We start from the raw sequence: 19,670 nt of genomic DNA on the forward strand, positions 1-19,670 counted from the left end.
GGCGCCTGCTTCAGGCGTTTGGCGCACATGGGTGCGATAGCGGAGGCTGAAGGCTTTATCTGCTGAAATGAAGCTGACTTAATATAAAGGTGTCCATGATCGCATTTAAAGATTTTCGTTCGACCACTGCGGGCAGTCCGCTTTCCGATGGCATGGACCGGTCGCTGGTATTGGCCAATGAATGGCTGTTAAAAACCTGCGTTCGTCCGGTCAACATCGAAACCATCACGGAAACGCGAGGCTGGACGGCGTTAGCCAAGGTTGAGCGAGGGATACGGGTTTGGTATGAAGTGGCGCCTCCTCCCTTGAAGTCCTGAGCTGTTCAGGCAGACCATTCCCCGCTCACCGGCCGCAGAGCCATCAACTTCCGCCTCCGCTCTTTTTTCGCCGTGAGCCCGTCAGCACGCGCAGCGCGGTGGCGATTGGCACCTTGTTCTTGGCCAGGTAGGCGGCGGCCGTGGCGGTATCGAGCATCTCCTGGAAAATAATGCCGACCTCGACCTTTTGGGCCGTCAAATCGTCCTGCCTTGCGCAGTCGAGGATTTCCATATTCGTAGCAGTAACTTTGTCATTCTTGGAGCGCATTTTTGCCTCGGTAGAAAAGAGAAAAAATGTCTCCTTTATTTGCCTTTAAGATAACTTATTTTTGTGACTTTGTGGAAATTTTTCTTTAATCGATAGTGCCTTCAAGAATTAAATTTAGCTATGGGCCAAGGTTGGTGCCTGGGGATGAATGCGGGATAGATGACATTCCCTCATGCATTGCCTGATCAACCATCGTTTGCCAGCGGCGCCCGGATGCGCTCTAATCATGGATTGTTCCTACACGAGGTTGCCATGCTGCCCACTCCCGCCATCGCCGCGCTGTGCGAAAAATTTCCCCTGATTACAGAACTGATGGCCTTGCAGCCATTGAACTGGTTCAATCCCCGCATCGCCCCGGCGGCCGAGGGCTTGAAGGACGTGGGCTTGACGGCGGACGACGTGGCCGATGCCAGCGCGCGCCTGGCGCGCTTCGCGCCGTACCTGGCCAAGGCGTTTCCGGAAACGCAGGCCAGCGGCGGCGTCATCGAGTCGCCCGTCGTGCCGCTGCCCGCCATGCAGGCGGCCTTAGACATGACGAGCGGTCAGCTGTGGCTCAAGCAGGACAGCCATTTGCCCATTTCCGGCTCGATCAAGGCGCGCGGCGGCATCTATGAAGTGTTGAAACATGCGGAAATGCTGGCGCTGGACGCAGGCTTGCTGAAGGAGGGCGATGACTATAGCGTGCTGGCCAGCGACGCCGTGCGCGCCTTTTTTGGCCAGTATGCGATCGCTGTCGGCTCCACGGGCAACCTGGGCTTGTCGATCGGCATCATGAGCGCGCGTCTGGGCTTTCGCGCCACCGTGCACATGTCGGCCGATGCGCGCCAGTGGAAGAAGGATAAATTGCGCAGCCATGGCGTCACCGTCGTCGAGTACGCGACCGACTACAGCGTGGCCGTGGAAGCGGGGCGCAAGCAGGCGGAGAACGACCCCACCTGCCACTTCGTCGACGATGAAAATTCGCACGATCTGTTCCTCGGCTATGCGGTGGCGGGCCAGCGCCTGCAAGCCCAGTTCCAAGCGGCCGGCGTCGCGGTGGACGAGGAGCACCCGCTGTTCGTCTACTTGCCGTGCGGCGTGGGCGGCGGTCCCGGCGGCGTAGCCTTCGGCTTGAAACTGGCCTTTGGCGATTTTGTTCACTGCGTCTTCGTCGAGCCGACCCACTCGCCGTGCATGTTGCTGGGCGTGCACACGGGCTTGCACGAGGGAATCAGCGTGCAGGAGATCGGCATCGACAACCTGACGGCCGCCGATGGACTGGCCGTGGGACGCCCGTCCGGCTTCGTCGGGCGCGCCATGCAGCGGCTGATCGACGGCTACGCCACCGTCACCGATGACGAACTGTACCGCTTGCTGGCGATGCTTGAGCAAACGCAAGGCTTGCGCCTGGAACCGTCCGCCGTGGCCGGTTTCGCGGGCATTCCTGCCGTGCTGGCCGCGCCGCAATACCAGGCGCAGCTGGAAACGGCCACCCACCTCGTGTGGGGCACGGGCGGCAGCATGGTGCCCGAGCAGGAAATGGCCGCCTACGTGGCGCGCGGCCGCGCCTTGCTGGCGGCCGGAGCCGCATGATGCCGCCCGGTGCGCCGGGCAGGGACACGCTGACGGCCAGCCAGTTCGCCAATCTGCACACCTTTCTCGTGGCGGCGCGCCATGCCAGCTTCGCGCTGGCCGCGCAGGAACTGGCGCTCACGCCCAGCGCCGTCAGCCACCGCATCGCGCGGCTGGAAAGCAGCCTGGGCTTGCGGCTGTTCCAGCGCCTGACGCGGCAAGTCAAACTGACGGCCGACGGCGAGCGCATCTTTGCCGCCCTGCAAATCGGCTGGGATGGCTTGCAGGCGGCGCTGGCCGGCGGCGATGCGCTGGCGGGCAGCATCACCGTGCATGCGCGCCCATCCATCGCCCAGTGCTGGCTGGTGCCGCGCCTGGCAGGCTTCGCTGCGCAGTATCCGGACGTGTCGATCGACTTGCGCGTGGGCAATGAAAGCGTGGACTTTCGCGCCGGCCAAGTCGACCTGGCCTTGCACTATGGCGACGGCCACTTTCCCGGCCTGGCCGCGCGCAAGCTGATGGAGGAATGGCTGGCGCCCGTGTGCAGCCCGCACTATGCGCGCGAACACGGCTTGTTTGACGCGCCGCCACAGCTGTCCAGCGCGACGCTGTTGCACGACACCCTGGCATGGCCCGCCTGCGCGCCCGACGCCGAGTGGCGGTTGTGGCTGGACGGGCAGGCGCCGGAGGTGACCTTGCCGGCGCGCAGCCTGCGTTTCGACCGCGCCGACCTGTGCGCGCAGGCGGCCATCCACCATGCGGGCGTGGCCATGGGCCGGCGCCAGCTGGTGCAGCCGTGGCTGGCCAGCGGCCAGCTGGTCTTGCCGTTCGGCCCTTTCAACTTGCCCAGCCCGCAGGCGTATTACCTCGTGCACAGCGCGCGCGCCACGCTGCCGGCGCGGGTGCAGGCCTTGTTCGATTGGCTGCTGGGGCAGGCAATTTGATACACTGCGCCCCTTGTTGAAGCACACGCCAGAAAGAACACCCATGCAGCCATCCCCATCGACCCCCACCGCGCCGGCGCAATTGCGCGAGTTACGCACCGCTGCGCTGGCCTGCCTGCTGGAACCGGACCCGGCAACCAAGGTGGCGATGGTGGCCGCCATGGCCGAGGTGCCGCTGGCACTCGATGCGCAGGCGGACTTGGCGCCCACGGGCGCCGTGCCGGGCCGGCCCGAGCGTCCGGAACTGGTGCCGCCGCGCCTGGTGGGGCGGCGTTCGATGATCACGCCGGAAGGGCGCGCCATGCTGGTGCACGCGCTCGCGCATATCGAATTCAACGCGATGAATTTGGCGCTCGATGCCCTGTGGCGCTTCCCGGACCTGCCGGCCGAATACTATACGGACTGGCTGCGCGTGGCGAAAGAGGAAGCGACGCACTTTGCCATGCTGCAGGCGCACCTGCAGGTGCTGGGCCACACGTATGGCGACTTTCCCGGCCACGACAGCCTGTGGGAAATGGTCGACAAGACGCGCGGCGACGTGCTGGCGCGCATGGCGCTGGTGCCGCGCACCCTGGAAGCGCGCGGGCTCGATGCGATTCCGCCGCTGCGCGCCAAGCTGGCGCAGGCGGGCGACATGGCCGCCGCAGCCATCCTCGACATCATCCTGCGCGACGAGGTGGGGCACGTCGAGATCGGCAACCGCTGGTACGGCTATCTGTGCGGGCAGCGCGGCCTGGAGCTGCGCGCGACGTATGCGGAACTGGCGCTGCGCTATGAAGCGCCCACCCTGCGCGGCCCGTTCAACCTGGAAGCGCGGCGGCGGGCGGGGTTTTCGGAGCTGGAATTGTCCGATCTGCCCGCCTGACCTTGCCTACGGATGGGCCGTGATACTGATGTGCCAGTGGCTCAGGTGTCCCGTCTCGATGTGCACTTTTGCCGGCTTGGTCCAGGCGCCCGCGCCGGGGATCTTGTCGGCCGGTGCGGCGGAAAAACGCCCGTCGACGAGGGCCAGCTTGATGAAGCTGGGGCCGATGTAGATGATGCGCGTGCTGGCCGGCGCCGCTTCCTGGGCCAGCATGGCCCGGTTCGCCGCGATCCACGCCAGCAGCGCCGTCAGTTTCGGCTTTTGCGCGGGGTTGGCCACCACTTCCGCTTTTGCGTCGTTGATCAGCTGGTGAATGGCGGCGCCGTCGTTCTGGCCGCCCAGCGCGTCCGTATAGCCGCCCGCGCCGTCCGCGTAGCGCAAGTCGATCTGCTGGCCGTCGCTGTGGCCGCTGTGGCCGAGGATGGACCGGCCCGTTGCCGTCTGCGTCACGTGCTGGCCGCTGATGTCGTCGAAACGGTAAGCCTTGCCCGCCAGCCAGGCGATGGCCAGGCGCGTGGCCCACGAATCGCCGCCAGGATCGCGCGTGCCGTAGCGCCGCGCCGCCAGCGCCGCCTCGTCGTTGGCCAGGTACAGGGGGATATAGGCCGTGTCGCCCTTGAACGCCACTTGTCCCCCTTCGGCCGGGTCGGAGCTGGCATCGGTATTGTCGATGCGGCCCTTCAGGCGCACCGTGACGACGGCCTTCTTGTCGAGCTTGGCGCCGGCAAAGGCGGGCAGCACCAGGCTGGGAAATTTCACGGTGCCGGCAGTCTTGGTATTGGTCTGGGACAATAAATTCTGCGTGCTGAAGGCCGGATCGCCGCCGCCGGACGCAATGCCGATGTTCACTTCCGTAATCGTCGTCGCCGCCGGCGTGTAGTGCAATTCCAGCGGCAAGGTGTGTGTGGCCGTGGCGTTTCCTTGCGACACGGATACATACGGTCCCGCCAGATTGCCCGTCAACTTGATCGGCTGCAACACGGGGTGGGCGTCCTTGTTGGGCGAAAGGAATTTTGCCAGCGTCACCTTCAAGCCCTTGCACGCGAGGCTCAGTTCCACCGTCGTCACGGTGGCCAGAGCGCTGTCGCCGATATTCGTGGCGCTGACATTGCCGCCCAAGGTCAACGCCCCATCCTTGGTTTGCTTGCTGACATCGACGCACTCGGTCCTGACGATGGTGCCCTGCGTAAAGTGGGTCTGGTTGACGGCGCCCGCGGCGGCCAGGTTGACCCCGGGCAGCCCGGTCACGGAATAGGACCAGGTATCGTTGTACTGGCTTTGCGCCGTCGTGTAGACGGGATACTCGGCCGTGCTGACGGTGATTTTCACGCCCACGTTTTTCGTGTCCTTGGGCACCGTGAAGGCGACGGGCGAGCTGATGGTCTGGTTTTGCGCGGCCGCCGTGGCCGTGAAGGTCTTGCTGTCCGCGTCATCCTGCGGCGTGACGTCGCCCGGGGCGCGATGGCTGGCGGGCACCTCGCGCGCGGGCGGCGCGGCGCCATCCTGCGTGACGCTGCCGGCGGTATAGGTCTTCGCCTCGGCGCGCAAGGCCGGGCTCGCCGCATACGGGTAGACGATGTCGACATTGACGTTGCTGCTGCTGTTGAAGACGACGGCGCTGACGCTGACCACGTTCGGATGGACGAGGTCGTTCAAGGTCAGCTGGTAGGTGTCGGGCAGCACGCCATCGAAGTGGAAGGCGCCCGTGGCGTCGACCACGGCCACCTGGCGCTGGCGGTTGTTGTAGCCGGCCAATAACATTTTCTTGCCGGCCAGTCCCGTGGCATTGCCGCCTGCGGGCGTGCGCAGCTGTCCTTGCAGCACGATGCCGGACTTGATGACGATCAAGGCATAGCTGGCCGTGAACTCGCCATCCTGCGAGACGAAATTGAGGTTCAGGTCGTAGCTGCCGTTGGGCAAGGATGCCAGCAGTTGCTGCATGGCCGTGGCGCCGATGCTGAAGGTGCCGCTGGCCGCATCGAACGTCCAGTAGCTCTTGAGGCTGATGGCCATGCCATCCGGGCCGGACAGCAGACCGTCGCTGTCATCCTGCAGTGCCATGGGGGCCGCGCCCACGAGGCGCAATCCCAGGCCGCCCGGCTGCAGGCGGTTGTTCGGCCCCAGCCCAGTGATGGCCAGCACGGGCGCCGCGGCGGGCACGTTGCCGTCGTCGTTCGGCTCCACATGGGTTTCCACGGCCGTCGGCAGTTCGGTCTGGATCAGCAGATCCAGGATGGTGACCTTGCCGCCCTTGCTGAGGGAAAATTGCGCATGCTGGTCGACACCCGTGTCGCCCGGCGTGGAAAAGCGCAGGCTGCCTTCCTGCAGCAGCACGTCCGTGACGGCGCCGCTGGCCTTGACGCTGTCGGCGCCGTCGGGAAAGCCCAGCCCGGACAGCGGCAGCACGACCACTTGCGCGGGCCGCACGGGGTCGAGGGCGATGCCGGTGCTGGCGCTGAAAGTCCAGGTCAGGCCGGCGCTCTGGAAGGCGATGCTGCGCTCGATGCGCAGGGTGATGGTGTCAGCGGGCGTGACGGTGGCGCCCGCGCCGATGCTGCCTGCCTGCACGTCGCCATCGATGATGGTGCTGCCTTCTGGCGCGCTGGCCAGCATGGCTTGCACATTGCCGGCTGCTTCGCTGCCATTGTTGCGGATGTGTACGCGGTAAGTGTAGTCCCAGACTGTGCGGCTGACGCGCTGTTCAGCCACTTTATCGAACATCGTCACTTCAAAGTCGCCGGCGGCCTGGACGGTGGCTGCCGCTGCCGCCAGCATGATTTTCGGCGCGGGCGGCTGCGTGGGATCGTTGGGGCCGCCGCAGGCGCACAGGCCGAGGGCCAGGCCCGTGGCCAGCGCGGCGCCGGCCAGCTGCCGGCGCCGCAGGCACGCCAAGCCCAGTATGCCGGCCAGCAGCAGCCATGGCGTGGACGGCAGGGGCACGGCGGCCGGCTGCGTGATGCCCGTCTCGAGTTCGATGAAGGAGACGGGGTCGAGGATGCTAAACGGCTGGGCGCCAGGGCTGCCCGCGCCCAGGTAATCGAAGGTGACGGAAAAGCCCGTGGCCGTGGCGCCGGGGACGATGCCGCCCGCCAGCGCCAGCGCGTCGAAGTAGCCGCTGGCGGGAATGGCGGGATCGGGCTGTACCAGCAGCACGTCCCAGCCCGGCGCCGTGGAGACGTTCTGCAGGTTGGCGTAGGTGCCCACGCTGAAGAACAAGGTGAATTCCTCGATGGGCACGGCCAAGGTGGTATTGCTGACCGTGTAGTCGTAGCGCCACTGCGTGCCGCCCAGCGACGTTGCCGTGTAGCCGATGCTGGTGGCGTGCGCGGCCGATATTGCGCACAGCAGCAGCGCCAGCAGCACTTGTTTGATAAAGCTCATGATCGTTCCCCCGTTGACTGGCGCCAAGCGTGCCCAGGCGAGAGGTCAAGCAGGAAACGTTCCTGTCTGGATTATGCTGAAAAAACAAGGGCTAGTCTGGGACGGGCCGGAGCAGGTGTCAAATCTGCCGACACCGGCCTTTATGCATGAGTCTGTCAGCGCTGTCCTACCCATCTTGTCGAAACCGTCTGATTGTATGCCTTGTGGAAACACGCGATGATCGTGTCCATGCTGCAACAGCCAACCAGTCCGACGGAGTATGCGATGCAAAAGCCAGACCAGTCCCTTCACGTGAACAAGCCATTCCTGCTGATCTGCCTGTTCACCTTTTCGACCCTGGCGGCCACCTGGATGAATGCGGGCGAGACGCAGAACAGCGATGCCGCGCCGGCCCCCGTGGCGCGCGAAGCGGGGCATGGCACCTTGCCCGTGTGCAGCAGCGATGCCCTCACGCTGTCGGCCCAGTGCCAGCCCCAGCCTGCGCGCCAGGCTTGATTGTCGCCTTGCTGGCGGCCTGCGCTTGCAAGCGCTGCTGCAGCAAGGCCAGCACGGCCGCTTCCTCCGGCGCCAGCGCCGGCAGTTCTTCCCGTAATTGCTCCTGCGCCCGCGCGCGCATGCCTTCCAATAAACTGCCCTCCAGATACGATTCCAGCACGGCCGGGTGCACATAGCACTTGCGGCAGATGGTCGGCGTATTGCCCAGTTTTTTCGCCACGGACTCGATCGCCTGCACGATGTTTTTCTTCGCTTGCGCATCGGAATCGACCTGCTCGAACGCCTGCAGGGCCAGCGCGGCCAGCAGGGTGCCGGACCAGGTGCGGAAATCCTTGGCCGTGTAGTCTTCGCCCGTCACCTCGCGCAGGTAATCGTTGACGTCGCCTGAATCGACGCCGTGGCGCGCGCCTTCGTCATCGACATATTGAAACAGTTCCTGGCCCGGCAACTCGCGCATGCGCGCAAGCACCCTGGCCAGCTTGCGGTCGCTCAGGCGGATATCGTGGCGCACGCCGCTCTTGCCCTTGAAGTGGAAGGCCACGGCGCTGCCGTCGACCTGCACGTGGCGCGTGCGCAGGGTGGTCAGGCCGAACGATTTGTTCGCGCGCGCATATTCCTCGTTGCCGATGCGCATCATCGTCAATTCCAGCAGGTGCACGATGGTGGCCAGCACTTTTTCCCGCGGCAATCCGGGCAGCTGCATGCCGCGCGCGACGGCCGCGCGGATGGCGGGCAGGGCGCGGCCAAAGCTGAGCATGCGCTCATATTTCACGTCATCGCGCACCTGGCGCCAGCGCGCATGGTAGCGGTACTGCTTGCGGCCCCGCGCATCGCGGCCCGTCGCCTGCAGGTGGCCGTTGGCGCGCGGGCAGATCCACACGTCCGTCCAGGCGGGCGGGATGGCCAGCGCCTTGATGCGCGTCAAGGCGGCGTTATCGCGCACGATCTGGCCGTCCGCGTCGCGGTAGCGGAACTTGCCGGGCTTGCCCGATCGGGCGATGCCGTTCTGATGGTCGCCTGTGTAGCGCAGGCCGGCGGCGCGGGCCGTGGTGGTGGCAGATAGTTCCATGGTGATAGCTTACCTTGCAGGCCGCGCACCCGCCGCGCCATTATGCTAAGGTGCGCATTCGTAACGCCGTGCGCGGCAGACAGGAGCAGCAGATGTTTGGCAGAAAAAAGAATCTGGAAGAAGACCACGCCCCCCAGGCCGACAAGCAGTATGAAAAGAAGTACACGGATGACAGTTTCTGGGACAAGGTCGTCAAGTTCGCCAAGACGGCGGGACGCGAAGTCATCGAAAAAGCCCTGTGGCTGTACTACGCGGCCCAGCAGCCGAACACCCCGCTGTGGGCCAAGACGGCCATCTATGGCGCGCTCGGCTATTTCATTTCGCCCATCGATGCGATTCCCGACATCACGCCCGTGGTCGGCTATGCGGACGACCTGGCCGTGCTGGCCGCGGCCGTCGCCACCGTCGCCACCTATATCACGGCCGAGGTCAAGGAACGTGCCGCCGAGAAACTGCGCGGCTGGTTCGGCGCCTAGCCGCCGGCAGCGGGCTGGCCCGGCTGGCCCCTGACGGCATTGCGGTATTTCGCCCTGGCCTCGGCCTTCTTCACCGCCTCGGCGGCGATGTTCTGCGCCTTGATGCGGGCTTTTTCACTCTTGCTGCGCTGCTGGGCCACGTCCTTGTTGCCGATGCGGTTCGTCATGCTGGTCTCCTCGTTGAGCGTCAAGTTTGACCAGCACAGCATACGTTCTTGCCCGGGCGCTACCGTGCGCCCGCTCACACAAGCGGCATGCCTACCGGGCTGGCGCGCCGCCGGCCCCATGCGCCAGCAGGCGCAGCACGACTTCTTTCTGGAATGAACGAAACTCCTTGTCGGCGCTGACGTTGGCGAAGGCCAGCACGGCCGTCCTGCGGGCCCGGTCGACGCAGACGACGGACGCGGCGCCCGGGTCGCCGCCGCTGTGCGTGGCCAGCGCCCGGCCGTCGACGTCGCGCAGCAGCCATACCAGGGCTTGCTGCACGGACGAGTCGGCGGGCACGACGGGGGCCGCTTGCGGGGCGAAAAACAGTTGCAGGGTGGCATCTTGCAGGTAGCGGTGGCCATCGACCCGGCCGCCATTGCTGTAGATGGCCAGGAAACGGGCGAAGTCCTGCGCCGAGCTGCGCAGCAGGCCGGCCGGCCAGTCCGGGTAGCCGACGGGCGGCAGGACTTGCAGGCCCGGCTCCTTGTGCGCGTACGGCTGGGCGACGACGGCGCGCCGCGGCAAGCCGGCCAGGTTCCAGGCCGTGCTGTCCATGCCCAGCGGTTCGAACAGGTGCTCGCGCGTAAAGGTGTCGAGCCCATCGGGGTTCAAACGGCCCACCAGGTAGCCGAGCAGGGCGATGCCGACATTGCTGTAGCGCCATTCCGTGCCGGGCCGGGCGGCAAACGATACATCCGCGTCGTACCAGGCGCCGCCGCGCGACAGATAGCCCTTGACGAAGTCGCGCAGGGGCAATCGCGGGTCGCCCTGCACGGCAAACGCCGTCGTCTTGTCGTACACGGCGTCGGAAATGCCCGAGGTATGGCTGAGCAAATGACGGAAGGTGATGGGCACGTCGGGAAACTTCGGATGCATGAGCGGAAAGTCCAGGTAGGCCGCCACCTTGTCGTCGAGCTGGAAGGCGCCCTGTTCCAGCAGCATCATGACGGCCGTGGCCGTGACGAGCTTGCTGACGGAGGCGACATGAAATACCGTGCCGGCATCGGCCTTCTTGCCGGCCTGGATGTCGGCCCAGCCATAGCCGCGCGCGAAGATGGTCTGTTCGCCGCGCACCACGGCCACGCTCATGCCCGGCGTTTCCGTGCGGGCCAGGCCATCGCGCATGAAGCCGTCAAATTCCGTTTCCCACGCCAGCCGGGCCGGATCGGTGGCGCAGCCCGTTTGCAGCAGGGCCAGTGAGACGCCCAGTCCCAGCACGCTTCTTCGTTTCATCGATTCTCTCTTTTGCCATTTTTAATTATCTTAACAATATTTCCGCCCGATATAGGGGCGATTGACAAATCATTGCTCTGCAGCAATGACAAAAGGGGGGCGCCAGTGCCTATTTGCGCCAGTAGCGTTCCAGCAGGGGCTTGACCGTCAGGCCGTGCGCGACGATGGAGAGGATGATGACGACGACGGTGATGTCGGCCAGTTCGCGCGCCAAGCCGCGCGGCAAGCCATGCGCGATGGCATAGCTGAGGTAGTACAGCGAGCCGATGCCGCGCACGCCGAACCAGGCGGCCAGCCCCCGCAGCCGTACGCTGGTGCCGGAAGCCAGCAAGCCGAGCATCACGCTGGCCGGACGCGCCACCAGCAGCAGGAACAGCGCCACGCTCCACGCCCGCCAGCTCCAGGCGGCGGCCGTGACGGCGCCGCCCAGCAACAGCACCAGGGTCAGTTCGGACAGGCGTTCCAGATGTTCCTTGAAGACGAGGGCTTCGCCGCTGACGGTCAGCGTCACTTCGCTGTCGTGCGGTTTGGCGGCGGACACGGTATGGGTTTGTTGCGCCTGCAGCAAGCCTTGCCGGTCTTTCGGCGCGCCGGCCAGCCGTAGTTCCGTCTGGCGCAAGGCCACGCCGGCAAAGAAGACGGCCAGAAAGCCCCACGCGTGCAGCCAGGTGGAGACGCCATAGACGAGGGCGATCAGGCCCAGGGCTGCCAGGTCGTCCAGCATCGCGTGTTTCGGCTCCTTGGCGCGCACTTGCCAGCCCAGCCAGGCCAGCAGCGCGCCGCCGGCCGCGCCCAGGGCGATGGCGCCCGCGCTGGCCCAGCATAAATCGCGCCACAGCCAGGTGGCGCCATGCGGCCCCAGTTCATGCAAGCCCAGCAAGCCCAGGCCCAGCATGACGAAAGGAAAACCGCTGCCATCGTTCATGCCCGCCTCGCTGGTCAATATGAAGCGCAATTGTTCGCTGTCGCCCGCATGGCGCAGCTGCACGTCGGTGGCCAGCACGGGGTCGGTGGGCGCGAGGATGGCGCCCAGCAGGATGCCCGCGCCCAAGGGCAGGCCCAGCACCAGGCAGGCAAAGGCCGCCACCAGCGCCACGGAAATGGCCATCGACAGCCACGCGAGGCGCAGCGAAGGCAGCCAGCGCGCCAGACTGAAGGGCACAGGCATCTTGACGCCGGCGGAAAACAGGGAGATGAGGACGGCGATTTCCGTCAGGGTTTCCAGCAGGGGCGCCTGTTGCACCAGGTCGAACGAGAACAGGCCGAGGAACATGGGGCCCAGCAGCAGGCCCACGCCCAAATAAGCGATGGCCGAGGTCAATGGCAGGCGCGCGATGCCGTCGGCGCCCAGGCCACGCGCCAGCATCAGACAACCGATCAGGATAAACCAGGCGGTGGTGCTCATGCTCCTATTCTAGCGGCGCGCGGGCCGGGGCAGCGCGCCGCAGGTTTTGTTACGCCTTGTACAACTGTACCGTATCGTTCTGCGCCTGCATGGCGTGCAGTTCGATGGGGTCGTGCGTGGAGCGCAGGCGCGGCAGGCCGTGCGGATAATTGGTGGTGATAAAGGCGAGCATCTGCTCGCGCACGAGGCAGCGCAATTCAAACGCCGTGCCTGAATCCACCGCGCTGATCAGGAAACGCACGCGCACGGCCCGCTCGTTCGAATCCGTCGCCTGCACGGTGCAGACGCGGCCGTCCCATTGCTTGGCGGATGCGCAGATGCGCGTCAGTTCCGCCCGCAGGGGCTCGATCGGGATGCTGAAATCGAGCCACAGGAACACCGTGCCGAGGATGTCGGAGGAGGTATGCGTCCAGTTCTCGAACGGATTTTCGATGAACCATTGCAGCGGCACGATCAGCCGGCGTTCATCCCACACGCGCACGACCACGTAGGTCCCCTTGATTTCCTCCACCGTGCCCCATTCGCCATTGACGATCAGCACATCGTCGATGCGGATGGGTTGAGAGAACGCAATTTGCAGCCCTGCAATGAAATTACCGAGCACGGGCCGGGCGGCGATACCGGCTACCAGGCCCGCCACGCCGGCCGAGGCCAGCAGGCTGGCGCCGATCTGCCTTGCGCCGGGCAAGGTCAGCAGCACGAAGGACACGCCCAGGAGGACGACGATGGCATGCGCGCTGCGCGTGAGCACGCGGGCCTGGGTGATCCGGCGCCGCGCGCGCAGGTTGTCGGCCGCGTCGACGGGATTGATCTGGGAAATCGTGATGCTGAGCGACTCGATGCATTGCATGGCCAGCCAGGTCAGCGCGATGATCAGCGCCACGCTGGCCAGGTGCGACATGGCGACGAGGCCCGGCGTGTCGTCGGGCGCGCTGGCCAGCACCATACGCAGGCCGAAGACGATCAGGCACAGCTGACTGGCGCGGAAGGCCACGCGCGCCACGTTGCTGGCCAGCGCGTGGCCATGGGCCAGTCTTTTCAGCAAGCCGATGCCGGCCCGGTGCACGCCGATGGCGACGAGGGTGACGAGCAGGGCGGAAACGAGCACGGTCAGCGCCGAGCGCAGCGGGCCTCCCATCAGCGAGTGAAACGTGCTGAGATCCATAGGCGAAAACTCCTTATTGATAAGTGAAATGGATGTCGGAAGCGGCTATTTTACGGGCAGATGACGTCGCGGGGGCGTGCGTTGCCGTACGGATAAGACTTCGGTCAAGGCGGATACTGGAAGAAATTGCTGCGCTGCGCCATGCCTCGTTGACGTTTCAATACGGAAAGCAAGCGGGCGTCGCTGCATTGGAAACATAGTCATACTTGCCATGCTTTTTGTTTTTGCAAAGGAAACCGATGATAGTACGATCACTCCGAATGTCCTTGCGCTTCATCCTGCCGCTTGCCCTCGTGCTGGGACTGTTTGCTTATATCGTGGTACCCCTGCTCGATAACATTACCCTGCGCTGGTATGTGCGCGACCTCGACAGCCGGGCTGAATTGCTCGCTGGAACCCTCCGCCCCTCGCTCACCGAATACCTGCCCGCGCAGGATGCCACCCGCATCAGCGAACTGTTCCAGGGCGCCACGCGCGACGAACGCCTGATCGCCATCGGCTTTTGCGACAACGGGGGCCACTTGCTGTACCAGTCCGCGCAATACCCAACTTCCATCGGCTGCTGGAGCACGCCCTCTACGGGCGGCCTGTACAAATCCCTGGCGCAATTGCCGCAAGGGCAAGTCCACCTGAGCGAAACCCCCGTCATGCAGGACGCTTCCCAGCTGGGCCGCCTGGTACTGGTGCAGGACATGAGCTTTGTCGAACGCCGCAATACCGATACCAAGCGTTTTATTTTTGCCTTCCTGGCCGTGCTGGCCGTGCTCATTTCCCTGATGACCGTGTTCGTCGCCCACCTGAGCTGGCGCGGCTGGCTGTCGGCCGTGAAGGATATCTTGCGGGGCGAGTTGCTGCCGAAAAGCAATGGCGCAGTGGCCGCCGCCACGGCGCCCGCCGCCGCACCCGCGCCGCCGCCGGAAATGCAGCCGCTGATCGGCGACTTGCGCGAATTGCTGCAGGAATACCACCTGGAACGCCAGGGCGATAACGGCTGGTCGTCCGACTGGACGCCGGACAAGCTGCGCGCCTTGCTGGAAGCGGACTTGCAGGGCGACCAGGTGCTCGTCGTGTCGAACCGCGAACCGTATATCCACACGAAAGCCGATGACGGCAGCGGTGATATCCGCGTGCAGCGTCCGGCCAGCGGCCTGGTGACGGCCGTGGAAGCCGTGATGCGCGCGTGCTCCGGCACGTGGATCGCGCATGGCGCCGGTTCCGCCGACCGCGAGACGGTCGACAAGCTCGACCACGTGCCCGTGCCGCCCGACAATCCCAGCTATACCTTGCGCCGCGTGTGGCTGACGGAAGAGGAAGAGCAGGGCTATTATTATGGTTTTGCCAATGAGGGCATGTGGCCGCTGTGCCATATCGCCCACGTGCGTCCCGTGTTCCGCTCGTCCGACTGGGAGCAGTATGTGAAGGTCAACCGCCGCTTCGCCGATGCCGTGATCGCCGAGGCGAAGACGGACAATCCCGTCGTGCTGGTGCAGGACTATCACTTCGCCTTGCTGCCGCGCATGGTGCGCGAAGCCTTGCCGAAGGCGACGATTATTACGTTCTGGCATATCCCCTGGCCGAACTCGGAATCGTTCGGCATTTGCCCATGGCGCGAGGAAATCCTCGACGGCTTGCTGGGCAGCACGATCCTGGGCTTCCACACGCCGTTCCACCGCAAGAATTTCCTCGAAACGGTGGACCGCTACCTGGAAACCCGCATCGAGCCGGAAGCGTCGACCATTTCGTATGGCGGCGAGATGACGCAGGTCGAGGATTACCCGATCTCGATCGCCTGGCCCGAGGATGACCCGGCGCAGCCCGACGTGGCCGCGTGCCGCGCACAGATCCGTGCCGAGCTGAGCGTGGCGCCTGACCACTTGCTGGGCATCGGCGTGGACCGCCTTGACTATACGAAAGGCATCGTCGAGCGCTTCCAGGCCGTCGAGCGCATGCTGGAGCAGCAGCCCGGCATGGTCGGCAATTTCACGTTCGTGCAGATCGCCGCCCCCAGCCGCGCGTCGCTCGATGAATATCAAAGCTTCGACGCCAGGGTGCGCAAGATGGTCGAGCGCATCAACCGCCGCTTCGGCAGCGGCGACTACGTGCCCATCCTGCTGAAAGCGGAACACCATGGCCAGGACGATCTGCAGCGCTATTTCCGCGCCTCGGAAGTGTGCATGGTGACAAGCTTGCATGACGGCATGAACCTGGTGGCCAAGGAATTCATCGCCGCGCGCGACGATGAGCTGGGCGTGCTGGTGCTGTCGCAATTCACGGGCGCCGCGCGCGAACTGCATGAAGCGCTGATCATCAACCCGTATCATATCGAGCAGGGCGCCGACGCCCTGTACCGCGCCCTCGTGATGCCGCCCGTGGAACAGCGCGAGCGCATGAAAAGCATGCGGGCAAGAGTCAAACATTTCAACGTCTACCGCTGGGCCGGGCGCATGCTGCTGGACGCGGCCCGCTTGCGCCAGCGCGACAAGGTCATGACCAAGATCGACGCCCACAGCCGCATCAAGCGGCGCAAGGGGATGTGATGGCCGATATCCCTGACGATAGCGCAGCCCTGTTGCAGCTGCTGAGTGCGCCCGGAACAGCCGTCTTCCTCGACTTCGACGGCACCCTGGTCGACCTGGCGCCCACGCCCGACGGCGTGCGCGTGGCGCCCGGTGTCATCGAAGCGCTGGCGCTGCTGGCCGAGCGCCATGGCGGCGCGCTGGCCCTCATTTCCGGCCGTCCCATCGCGCAGATCGACGCCATGCTGGCGCCCCTGGTCTTGCCTGTTGCCGGCGTGCACGGCGTGGAGCGGCGCGGCGCCGATGGCCAGTTGCACGTGGCCGCCACGCCCGACGTGGCGCCCGTGCTGGCGCGCGCGCAGGCGCTGGCGGCGATTCACCCCGGCTTGCTGGTGGAACGGAAGCGGGGCGCCGTGGCCCTGCATTATCGGCTGGCGCCCCACCTCGAGCAATTGTGCTTGCAAGAAATGACGGCCGCCGTGCAAGCGTGCCCGGGGGTATTGCTGTTGCATGGCAAAATGGTCCTGGAAGCCAAGCCGGCCGCCACCGACAAGGGCGGCGCCATCGCCGCCTTCATGCAGGAAAGCCCCTTCGCCGGCCGCCGGCCCGTGTTCGCGGGCGACGACACCACCGACGAGGCAGGCTTTGCCTTTGTACAACAAGCAGGCGGGCAGGGCGTCAAAGTGGGCAGCGGCCCCAGCGCCGCCACCTTGCACCTGGCCAGCCCCGGCGCCTTGCGCACTGCGCTGCTGGCCGCTGCCGTATCCCCGACATCGAAGGAGTAGCCCATGACGACATCCCATGACACCCGCGCCAGCCAACCGTCCGCGCAAGCGTCCCTGAATTGCGGCGTGGTAGGCAATTGCGCCTTCAACGCCCTGATCGACCAGGCGGGGCAGGTCGTCTGGTCCTGCCTGCCCCGTTTCGACGGCGATCCCGTCTTCAACCGCTTGCTGGACGACACGGAAAACGGCAGCGTGTGGGCCATCGACATCGAGAACTTTGCGCGCAGCGAGCAATTCTACGAGCCGAACACGGCCGTGCTGCGCACGCGCCTGTACGACACGCAGGGGCGCGGCGTGGAAATCACGGATTTCGCGCCCCGTTTCCTCAGCCGCGACCGCATGTTCCGCCCGCTGATGCTGATCCGCCGCGTCCGCCCGCTCGACCACGCCGTGCGCATCCGCGTGCGGCTGCGTCCCCGCTACGACTGGGGCAGGCTGGCGCCGCAGATCACGCAGGGCAGCCACCACATCCGCTACGTGGGACCGGAACAGACCTTGCGCCTGAACACCGATGTGTCGCTGAACTATGTGCTGAGCGAAACGTATTTCGTGCTGGGTGGCACCGCCAACTTCCTGCTGGGCCCCGATGAAACGCTGGCCGGCGGCATCGACGAGACGGCGCGCATCTTCGAAAAGGAAACGATCAACTATTGGCGCACCTACACGCGCCGCCTGGCCGTGCCGCTGGAATGGCAGGACGTGGTCATCCGCGCCGCCATCACCTTGAAACTGTCTTTATATGAAGACACGGGCGCCATCATCGCCGCCATGACCACCAGCATCCCCGAAGCGCCGGGCAGCAGCCGCAACTGGGATTACCGCTATTGCTGGCTGCGTGACGCCTTCTTCGTCGTGCGGGCATTGAACAGTCTGTCGGAAGTGGGCACGATGGAAGAATATTTGCGCTGGCTGACGAATATCGTCGCCCGCTCGAAAGGCGGCCACATCCAGCCCCTGTACGGCATCGGCCTGGAAGAGCAGCTGCCCGAATCGATACTCGACCACTTGCCCGGCTACCGCGGTAACGGCCCCGTGCGCGTGGGCAACCAGGCGCAGGAACACTTCCAGCACGACGTCTACGGCAACATTGTATTAGGGGCGGCGCAGGCCTTCCTCGACCACCGATTGTTCCACCGCGCCGGCAAGGCCGAGTTTGCCGCGCTGGAAGCCGTGGGCGACCAGGCATTCAGATTGCATGCGGAACCGGACGCGGGCATGTGGGAGCTGCGTACGCGGGCCCGCGTCCACACCTCTTCCATGCTGATGAGCTGGGCCGCCTGCGACCGCCTGGCGAAAGTGGCGCATAAACTGGGATTGCCGGACCGCGCCGACCACTGGAACAGCCGCGCCGTGCTGATCCGCGAGAGATTACTGCGCGAAGCGTGGAGCGAGGAACGCCAGGCGTTTGCCGAAAGCCTGGGCGGGCGCGACCTCGACGCCTCCGTCCTGCTGATGGCGGAAGTCAACTTCATCGACCCCATGGACCCGCGTTTCATCGCTACAGTCGACGCGCTCGAAGCATCGCTGTGCGACGGCCCCTACATGCGCCGCTACGAAGCCCCCGACGACTTCGGCAAACCCGAGACCGCCTTCAACATCTGCACCTTCTGGCGCATCGACGCCCTGGCGCGCATCGGCAGGAAAGACGAGGCGCGCAAGATCTTCGAAACCATGTTGATGGCGCGCAACCACCTGGGCCTGCTGTCGGAAGACACGCACCCGGTGACGGGAGAGATGTGGGGCAATTTCCCGCAGACGTATTCGATGGTGGGGTTGATCAACTGCGCCGTGCGGTTGTCGGCGCCTTGGGATAGTGCTATTTAAGTGCGGGCCTGGATCGCGGGCCTGAGAGTTGCCCATGGCTGCGTTGCTTGGGCTTGCCGTACATTCGTACTGTCTGCGCCCGCGCGCCTTGCCCTGGCCATTTTTCAGGCCCGCCGGGCCCGAGGTACCCGGGCTGGAGACCCGGGCCTTGGTTTGTTTTGCCATTGTTTAAATGTTAAGTCAGGGTTTTGGTAAAGCTGGCTCCCTGCGCCCATACAACCTGCACTCCGCCGCCAGCGCCAGCAAATTGGGATCACGCTCGCGGCTGCTCTGCATCAGCAGGGTAATCTGCTGGTGCGAGCCGTAGCGCGCGTCCAGGGGCAGCAGTTCGATGCGCGAGCTGAAGGCGCGTACGCGGCCGGGCAGCAGGCTGTAGCCCATGCCGCCGCTCACTAAGTTGATCAGGGAGAAGATGTCGCCCACCCGCATGGCCGTGTCGGGCACGAATCCCGCCAGCTCAAACGCGTGATTGAAGCTTTGCGAGGTGACGAAGCCTTCGTTGAGGGTGACGAATTTGTCGTCGCGCAACTGTTGCAAGTCCACCGATGCCGCCCCCGCATAGGGCGAGCCGAGCGGCGCGGCCAGGTAAATGTCGTCCTGGAACAGGGGCACGGCCACCAGGCCCGCATGCTGTTCGTCTTCCTGCACGCCGATGATGATGGCGTCCAGCCGGCCGTCTGCCAGGCTTTGCAGCAGGTCGCGGTTCGAACCCAGGGTCAGGTCGATGTCCAGGCCCGGCCGGCGCAGTTTCAGGGCGATCACCAGCTGCGGGATGCAGTGCAGGGTCAATGAATACAGCGAACCGATCTTCAGGCGCACGGGGTTGATGCCCGACATTTCGCGCACCTTGCGCACGCCTTCCTCGCATTCGGCCAGCGCGCGCCGCGCCGATTCGGCAAAGGTGTAGGCCGCATGCAGCGGGATCAGGCTGCGGCCCTCGCGCTTGAACAGGGGGCAGCGCAAGCCGTCTTCCAGCGAGTGCAGGGCGCGGTGCACGCTGACGGTGCTCTGGCCCAGCGCATCGGCCACCCGCGCCAGGTTGTTCAATTCCATAAAGCTGAGAAAAACTTCCAGCTTTTTCAGGGTAATTTCTTCGTTGATGGCCATGACTAACCTCTTTCAAGGGAGTTCATTAACTTCAGGGTAATGAACATGGTAGCAGGTTGATT

At 65.1% G+C, this 19,670-nt stretch carries 17 protein-coding genes; 9 read left to right on the plus strand and 8 right to left on the minus strand.

Going from position 1 to position 19,670, the window contains the following annotated elements; translation table 11 throughout:
* The first annotated feature begins 95 nt into the window (after positions 1 to 95).
* On the plus strand, positions 96 to 317 hold the full coding sequence (locus CSQ95_RS28950) for a hypothetical protein (RefSeq protein ID WP_143449873.1): 222 nt from the start codon (positions 96 to 98) through the stop codon (positions 315 to 317).
* A 43-nt stretch (positions 318 to 360) separates the two neighbouring features.
* On the opposite strand, the gene CSQ95_RS02115 is transcribed toward CSQ95_RS28950, so the two are convergent.
* On the minus strand, positions 361 to 549 hold the full coding sequence (locus CSQ95_RS02115; RefSeq protein ID WP_143449874.1) for a hypothetical protein: 189 nt from the start codon (positions 547 to 549) through the stop codon (positions 361 to 363).
* A gap of 288 nt (positions 550 to 837) precedes the next feature.
* Between CSQ95_RS02115 and CSQ95_RS02120 the strand changes: the two genes are divergently transcribed.
* The 3 genes from CSQ95_RS02120 to CSQ95_RS02130 are packed head-to-tail and all read left to right on the plus strand — an operon-like array spanning position 838 to position 3,945.
* Entirely contained in the window at positions 838 to 2,157 is a 1,320-nt protein-coding gene (locus CSQ95_RS02120; RefSeq protein WP_099408285.1) for a D-serine ammonia-lyase, read from the plus strand.
* Positions 2,154 to 3,080 carry a DNA-binding transcriptional regulator DsdC gene (gene dsdC / locus CSQ95_RS02125; protein WP_099408286.1) on the plus strand — a complete coding sequence of 309 codons (927 nt, stop codon included), beginning with the start codon at positions 2,154 to 2,156 and terminating at the stop codon, positions 3,078 to 3,080. Before CSQ95_RS02120 ends, dsdC begins: the two co-directional genes overlap by 4 nt.
* Positions 3,081 to 3,123: 43 nt before the next feature.
* Positions 3,124 to 3,945, plus strand: a complete 822-nt coding sequence (locus CSQ95_RS02130) for a ferritin-like domain-containing protein (protein ID WP_099408287.1) — start codon at positions 3,124 to 3,126, stop codon at positions 3,943 to 3,945.
* 6 nt (positions 3,946 to 3,951) lie between these two features.
* On the opposite strand, the gene CSQ95_RS29920 is transcribed toward CSQ95_RS02130, so the two are convergent.
* A complete protein-coding gene (locus CSQ95_RS29920) occupies positions 3,952 to 7,326 on the minus strand; it encodes a hypothetical protein (RefSeq protein ID WP_257217917.1) in 3,375 nt (1,124 codons plus the stop codon).
* Positions 7,327 to 7,590: 264 nt separating this feature from the next.
* Between CSQ95_RS29920 and CSQ95_RS02140 the strand changes: the two genes are divergently transcribed.
* On the plus strand, positions 7,591 to 7,821 hold the full coding sequence (locus CSQ95_RS02140; RefSeq protein WP_143449875.1) for a hypothetical protein: 231 nt from the start codon (positions 7,591 to 7,593) through the stop codon (positions 7,819 to 7,821).
* Here CSQ95_RS02140 and CSQ95_RS02145 read toward each other — a convergent pair.
* The gene (locus CSQ95_RS02145; protein WP_099408289.1) at positions 7,775 to 8,890 is read right to left on the minus strand and encodes a DNA topoisomerase IB; all 1,116 of its coding nucleotides are present in this window, start codon (positions 8,888 to 8,890) and stop codon (positions 7,775 to 7,777) included. The two genes, CSQ95_RS02140 and CSQ95_RS02145, sit on opposite strands and share 47 nt — an antisense overlap.
* 92 nt (positions 8,891 to 8,982) lie before the next feature.
* Here CSQ95_RS02145 and CSQ95_RS02150 point away from each other — a divergent pair, with 92 nt between their 5' ends.
* Positions 8,983 to 9,366, plus strand: coding sequence for a YkvA family protein (locus CSQ95_RS02150; RefSeq protein ID WP_046685558.1), 384 nt, complete (start codon positions 8,983 to 8,985; stop codon positions 9,364 to 9,366).
* On the opposite strand, the gene CSQ95_RS29555 is transcribed toward CSQ95_RS02150, so the two are convergent.
* The 4 genes from CSQ95_RS29555 to CSQ95_RS02165 form a co-directional block, all read right to left on the minus strand.
* Positions 9,363 to 9,533, minus strand: a complete 171-nt coding sequence (locus tag CSQ95_RS29555; RefSeq protein ID WP_180278930.1) for a hypothetical protein — start codon at positions 9,531 to 9,533, stop codon at positions 9,363 to 9,365. The genes CSQ95_RS02150 and CSQ95_RS29555 overlap by 4 nt on opposite strands.
* Before the next feature lie 91 nt (positions 9,534 to 9,624).
* The gene (locus CSQ95_RS02155; RefSeq protein ID WP_099408290.1) at positions 9,625 to 10,806 is read right to left on the minus strand and encodes a serine hydrolase; all 1,182 of its coding nucleotides are present in this window, start codon (positions 10,804 to 10,806) and stop codon (positions 9,625 to 9,627) included.
* Between the two features lie 109 nt (positions 10,807 to 10,915).
* A complete protein-coding gene (locus CSQ95_RS02160; protein ID WP_099408291.1) occupies positions 10,916 to 12,211 on the minus strand; it encodes a sodium:proton antiporter in 1,296 nt (431 codons plus the stop codon).
* Between the two features lie 49 nt (positions 12,212 to 12,260).
* On the minus strand, positions 12,261 to 13,376 hold the full coding sequence (locus tag CSQ95_RS02165; protein WP_099408292.1) for a mechanosensitive ion channel family protein: 1,116 nt from the start codon (positions 13,374 to 13,376) through the stop codon (positions 12,261 to 12,263).
* 260 nt (positions 13,377 to 13,636) lie between these two features.
* Between CSQ95_RS02165 and CSQ95_RS02170 the strand changes: the two genes are divergently transcribed.
* Genes CSQ95_RS02170 through CSQ95_RS02180 form a run of 3 tightly spaced genes read left to right on the plus strand, consistent with a single transcriptional unit; the run spans position 13,637 to position 18,501 of the window.
* Positions 13,637 to 15,913, plus strand: a complete 2,277-nt coding sequence (locus CSQ95_RS02170) for a trehalose-6-phosphate synthase (RefSeq protein ID WP_099408293.1) — start codon at positions 13,637 to 13,639, stop codon at positions 15,911 to 15,913.
* Complete coding sequence (otsB, locus tag CSQ95_RS02175) at positions 15,913 to 16,677, plus strand: trehalose-phosphatase (RefSeq protein WP_099408294.1); 765 nt, start codon at positions 15,913 to 15,915, stop codon at positions 16,675 to 16,677. Before CSQ95_RS02170 ends, otsB begins: the two co-directional genes overlap by 1 nt.
* Before the next feature lie 3 nt (positions 16,678 to 16,680).
* Entirely contained in the window at positions 16,681 to 18,501 is a 1,821-nt protein-coding gene (locus CSQ95_RS02180; RefSeq protein WP_099408295.1) for a glycoside hydrolase family 15 protein, read from the plus strand.
* A 180-nt stretch (positions 18,502 to 18,681) separates the two neighbouring features.
* On the opposite strand, the gene CSQ95_RS02185 is transcribed toward CSQ95_RS02180, so the two are convergent.
* Positions 18,682 to 19,608, minus strand: a complete 927-nt coding sequence (locus CSQ95_RS02185; protein WP_099408296.1) for a LysR family transcriptional regulator — start codon at positions 19,606 to 19,608, stop codon at positions 18,682 to 18,684.
* Between the last annotated feature and the right edge of the window lie 62 nt (positions 19,609 to 19,670).

The organism is Janthinobacterium sp. BJB304, from assembly GCF_002735765.1.
Lineage (GTDB): Bacteria > Pseudomonadota > Gammaproteobacteria > Burkholderiales > Burkholderiaceae_D > Janthinobacterium.

What these genes read in the sequence shown, in the direction of transcription:
- CSQ95_RS02130 (WP_099408287.1), top strand. Translation starts at nt 3,124, where the DNA reads ATGCAGCCATCCCCATCGACCCCCACCGCGCCGGCGCAATTGCGCGAG.
- otsB (WP_099408294.1), top strand. Translation starts at nt 15,913, where the DNA reads ATGGCCGATATCCCTGACGATAGCGCAGCCCTGTTGCAGCTGCTGAGT.
- CSQ95_RS29920 (WP_257217917.1), bottom strand. Translation starts at nt 7,326, where the DNA reads ATGAGCTTTATCAAACAAGTGCTGCTGGCGCTGCTGCTGTGCGCAATA.
- CSQ95_RS02120 (WP_099408285.1), top strand. Translation starts at nt 838, where the DNA reads ATGCTGCCCACTCCCGCCATCGCCGCGCTGTGCGAAAAATTTCCCCTG.
- CSQ95_RS02155 (WP_099408290.1), bottom strand. Translation starts at nt 10,806, where the DNA reads ATGAAACGAAGAAGCGTGCTGGGACTGGGCGTCTCACTGGCCCTGCTG.
- CSQ95_RS02150 (WP_046685558.1), top strand. Translation starts at nt 8,983, where the DNA reads ATGTTTGGCAGAAAAAAGAATCTGGAAGAAGACCACGCCCCCCAGGCC.
- CSQ95_RS02145 (WP_099408289.1), bottom strand. Translation starts at nt 8,890, where the DNA reads ATGGAACTATCTGCCACCACCACGGCCCGCGCCGCCGGCCTGCGCTAC.
- CSQ95_RS02165 (WP_099408292.1), bottom strand. Translation starts at nt 13,376, where the DNA reads ATGGATCTCAGCACGTTTCACTCGCTGATGGGAGGCCCGCTGCGCTCG.
- dsdC (WP_099408286.1), top strand. Translation starts at nt 2,154, where the DNA reads ATGATGCCGCCCGGTGCGCCGGGCAGGGACACGCTGACGGCCAGCCAG.
- CSQ95_RS29555 (WP_180278930.1), bottom strand. Translation starts at nt 9,533, where the DNA reads ATGACGAACCGCATCGGCAACAAGGACGTGGCCCAGCAGCGCAGCAAG.
- CSQ95_RS02185 (WP_099408296.1), bottom strand. Translation starts at nt 19,608, where the DNA reads ATGGCCATCAACGAAGAAATTACCCTGAAAAAGCTGGAAGTTTTTCTC.
- CSQ95_RS02170 (WP_099408293.1), top strand. Translation starts at nt 13,637, where the DNA reads ATGTCCTTGCGCTTCATCCTGCCGCTTGCCCTCGTGCTGGGACTGTTT.
- CSQ95_RS02115 (WP_143449874.1), bottom strand. Translation starts at nt 549, where the DNA reads ATGGAAATCCTCGACTGCGCAAGGCAGGACGATTTGACGGCCCAAAAG.
- CSQ95_RS28950 (WP_143449873.1), top strand. Translation starts at nt 96, where the DNA reads ATGATCGCATTTAAAGATTTTCGTTCGACCACTGCGGGCAGTCCGCTT.
- CSQ95_RS02160 (WP_099408291.1), bottom strand. Translation starts at nt 12,211, where the DNA reads ATGAGCACCACCGCCTGGTTTATCCTGATCGGTTGTCTGATGCTGGCG.
- CSQ95_RS02140 (WP_143449875.1), top strand. Translation starts at nt 7,591, where the DNA reads ATGCAAAAGCCAGACCAGTCCCTTCACGTGAACAAGCCATTCCTGCTG.
- CSQ95_RS02180 (WP_099408295.1), top strand. Translation starts at nt 16,681, where the DNA reads ATGACGACATCCCATGACACCCGCGCCAGCCAACCGTCCGCGCAAGCG.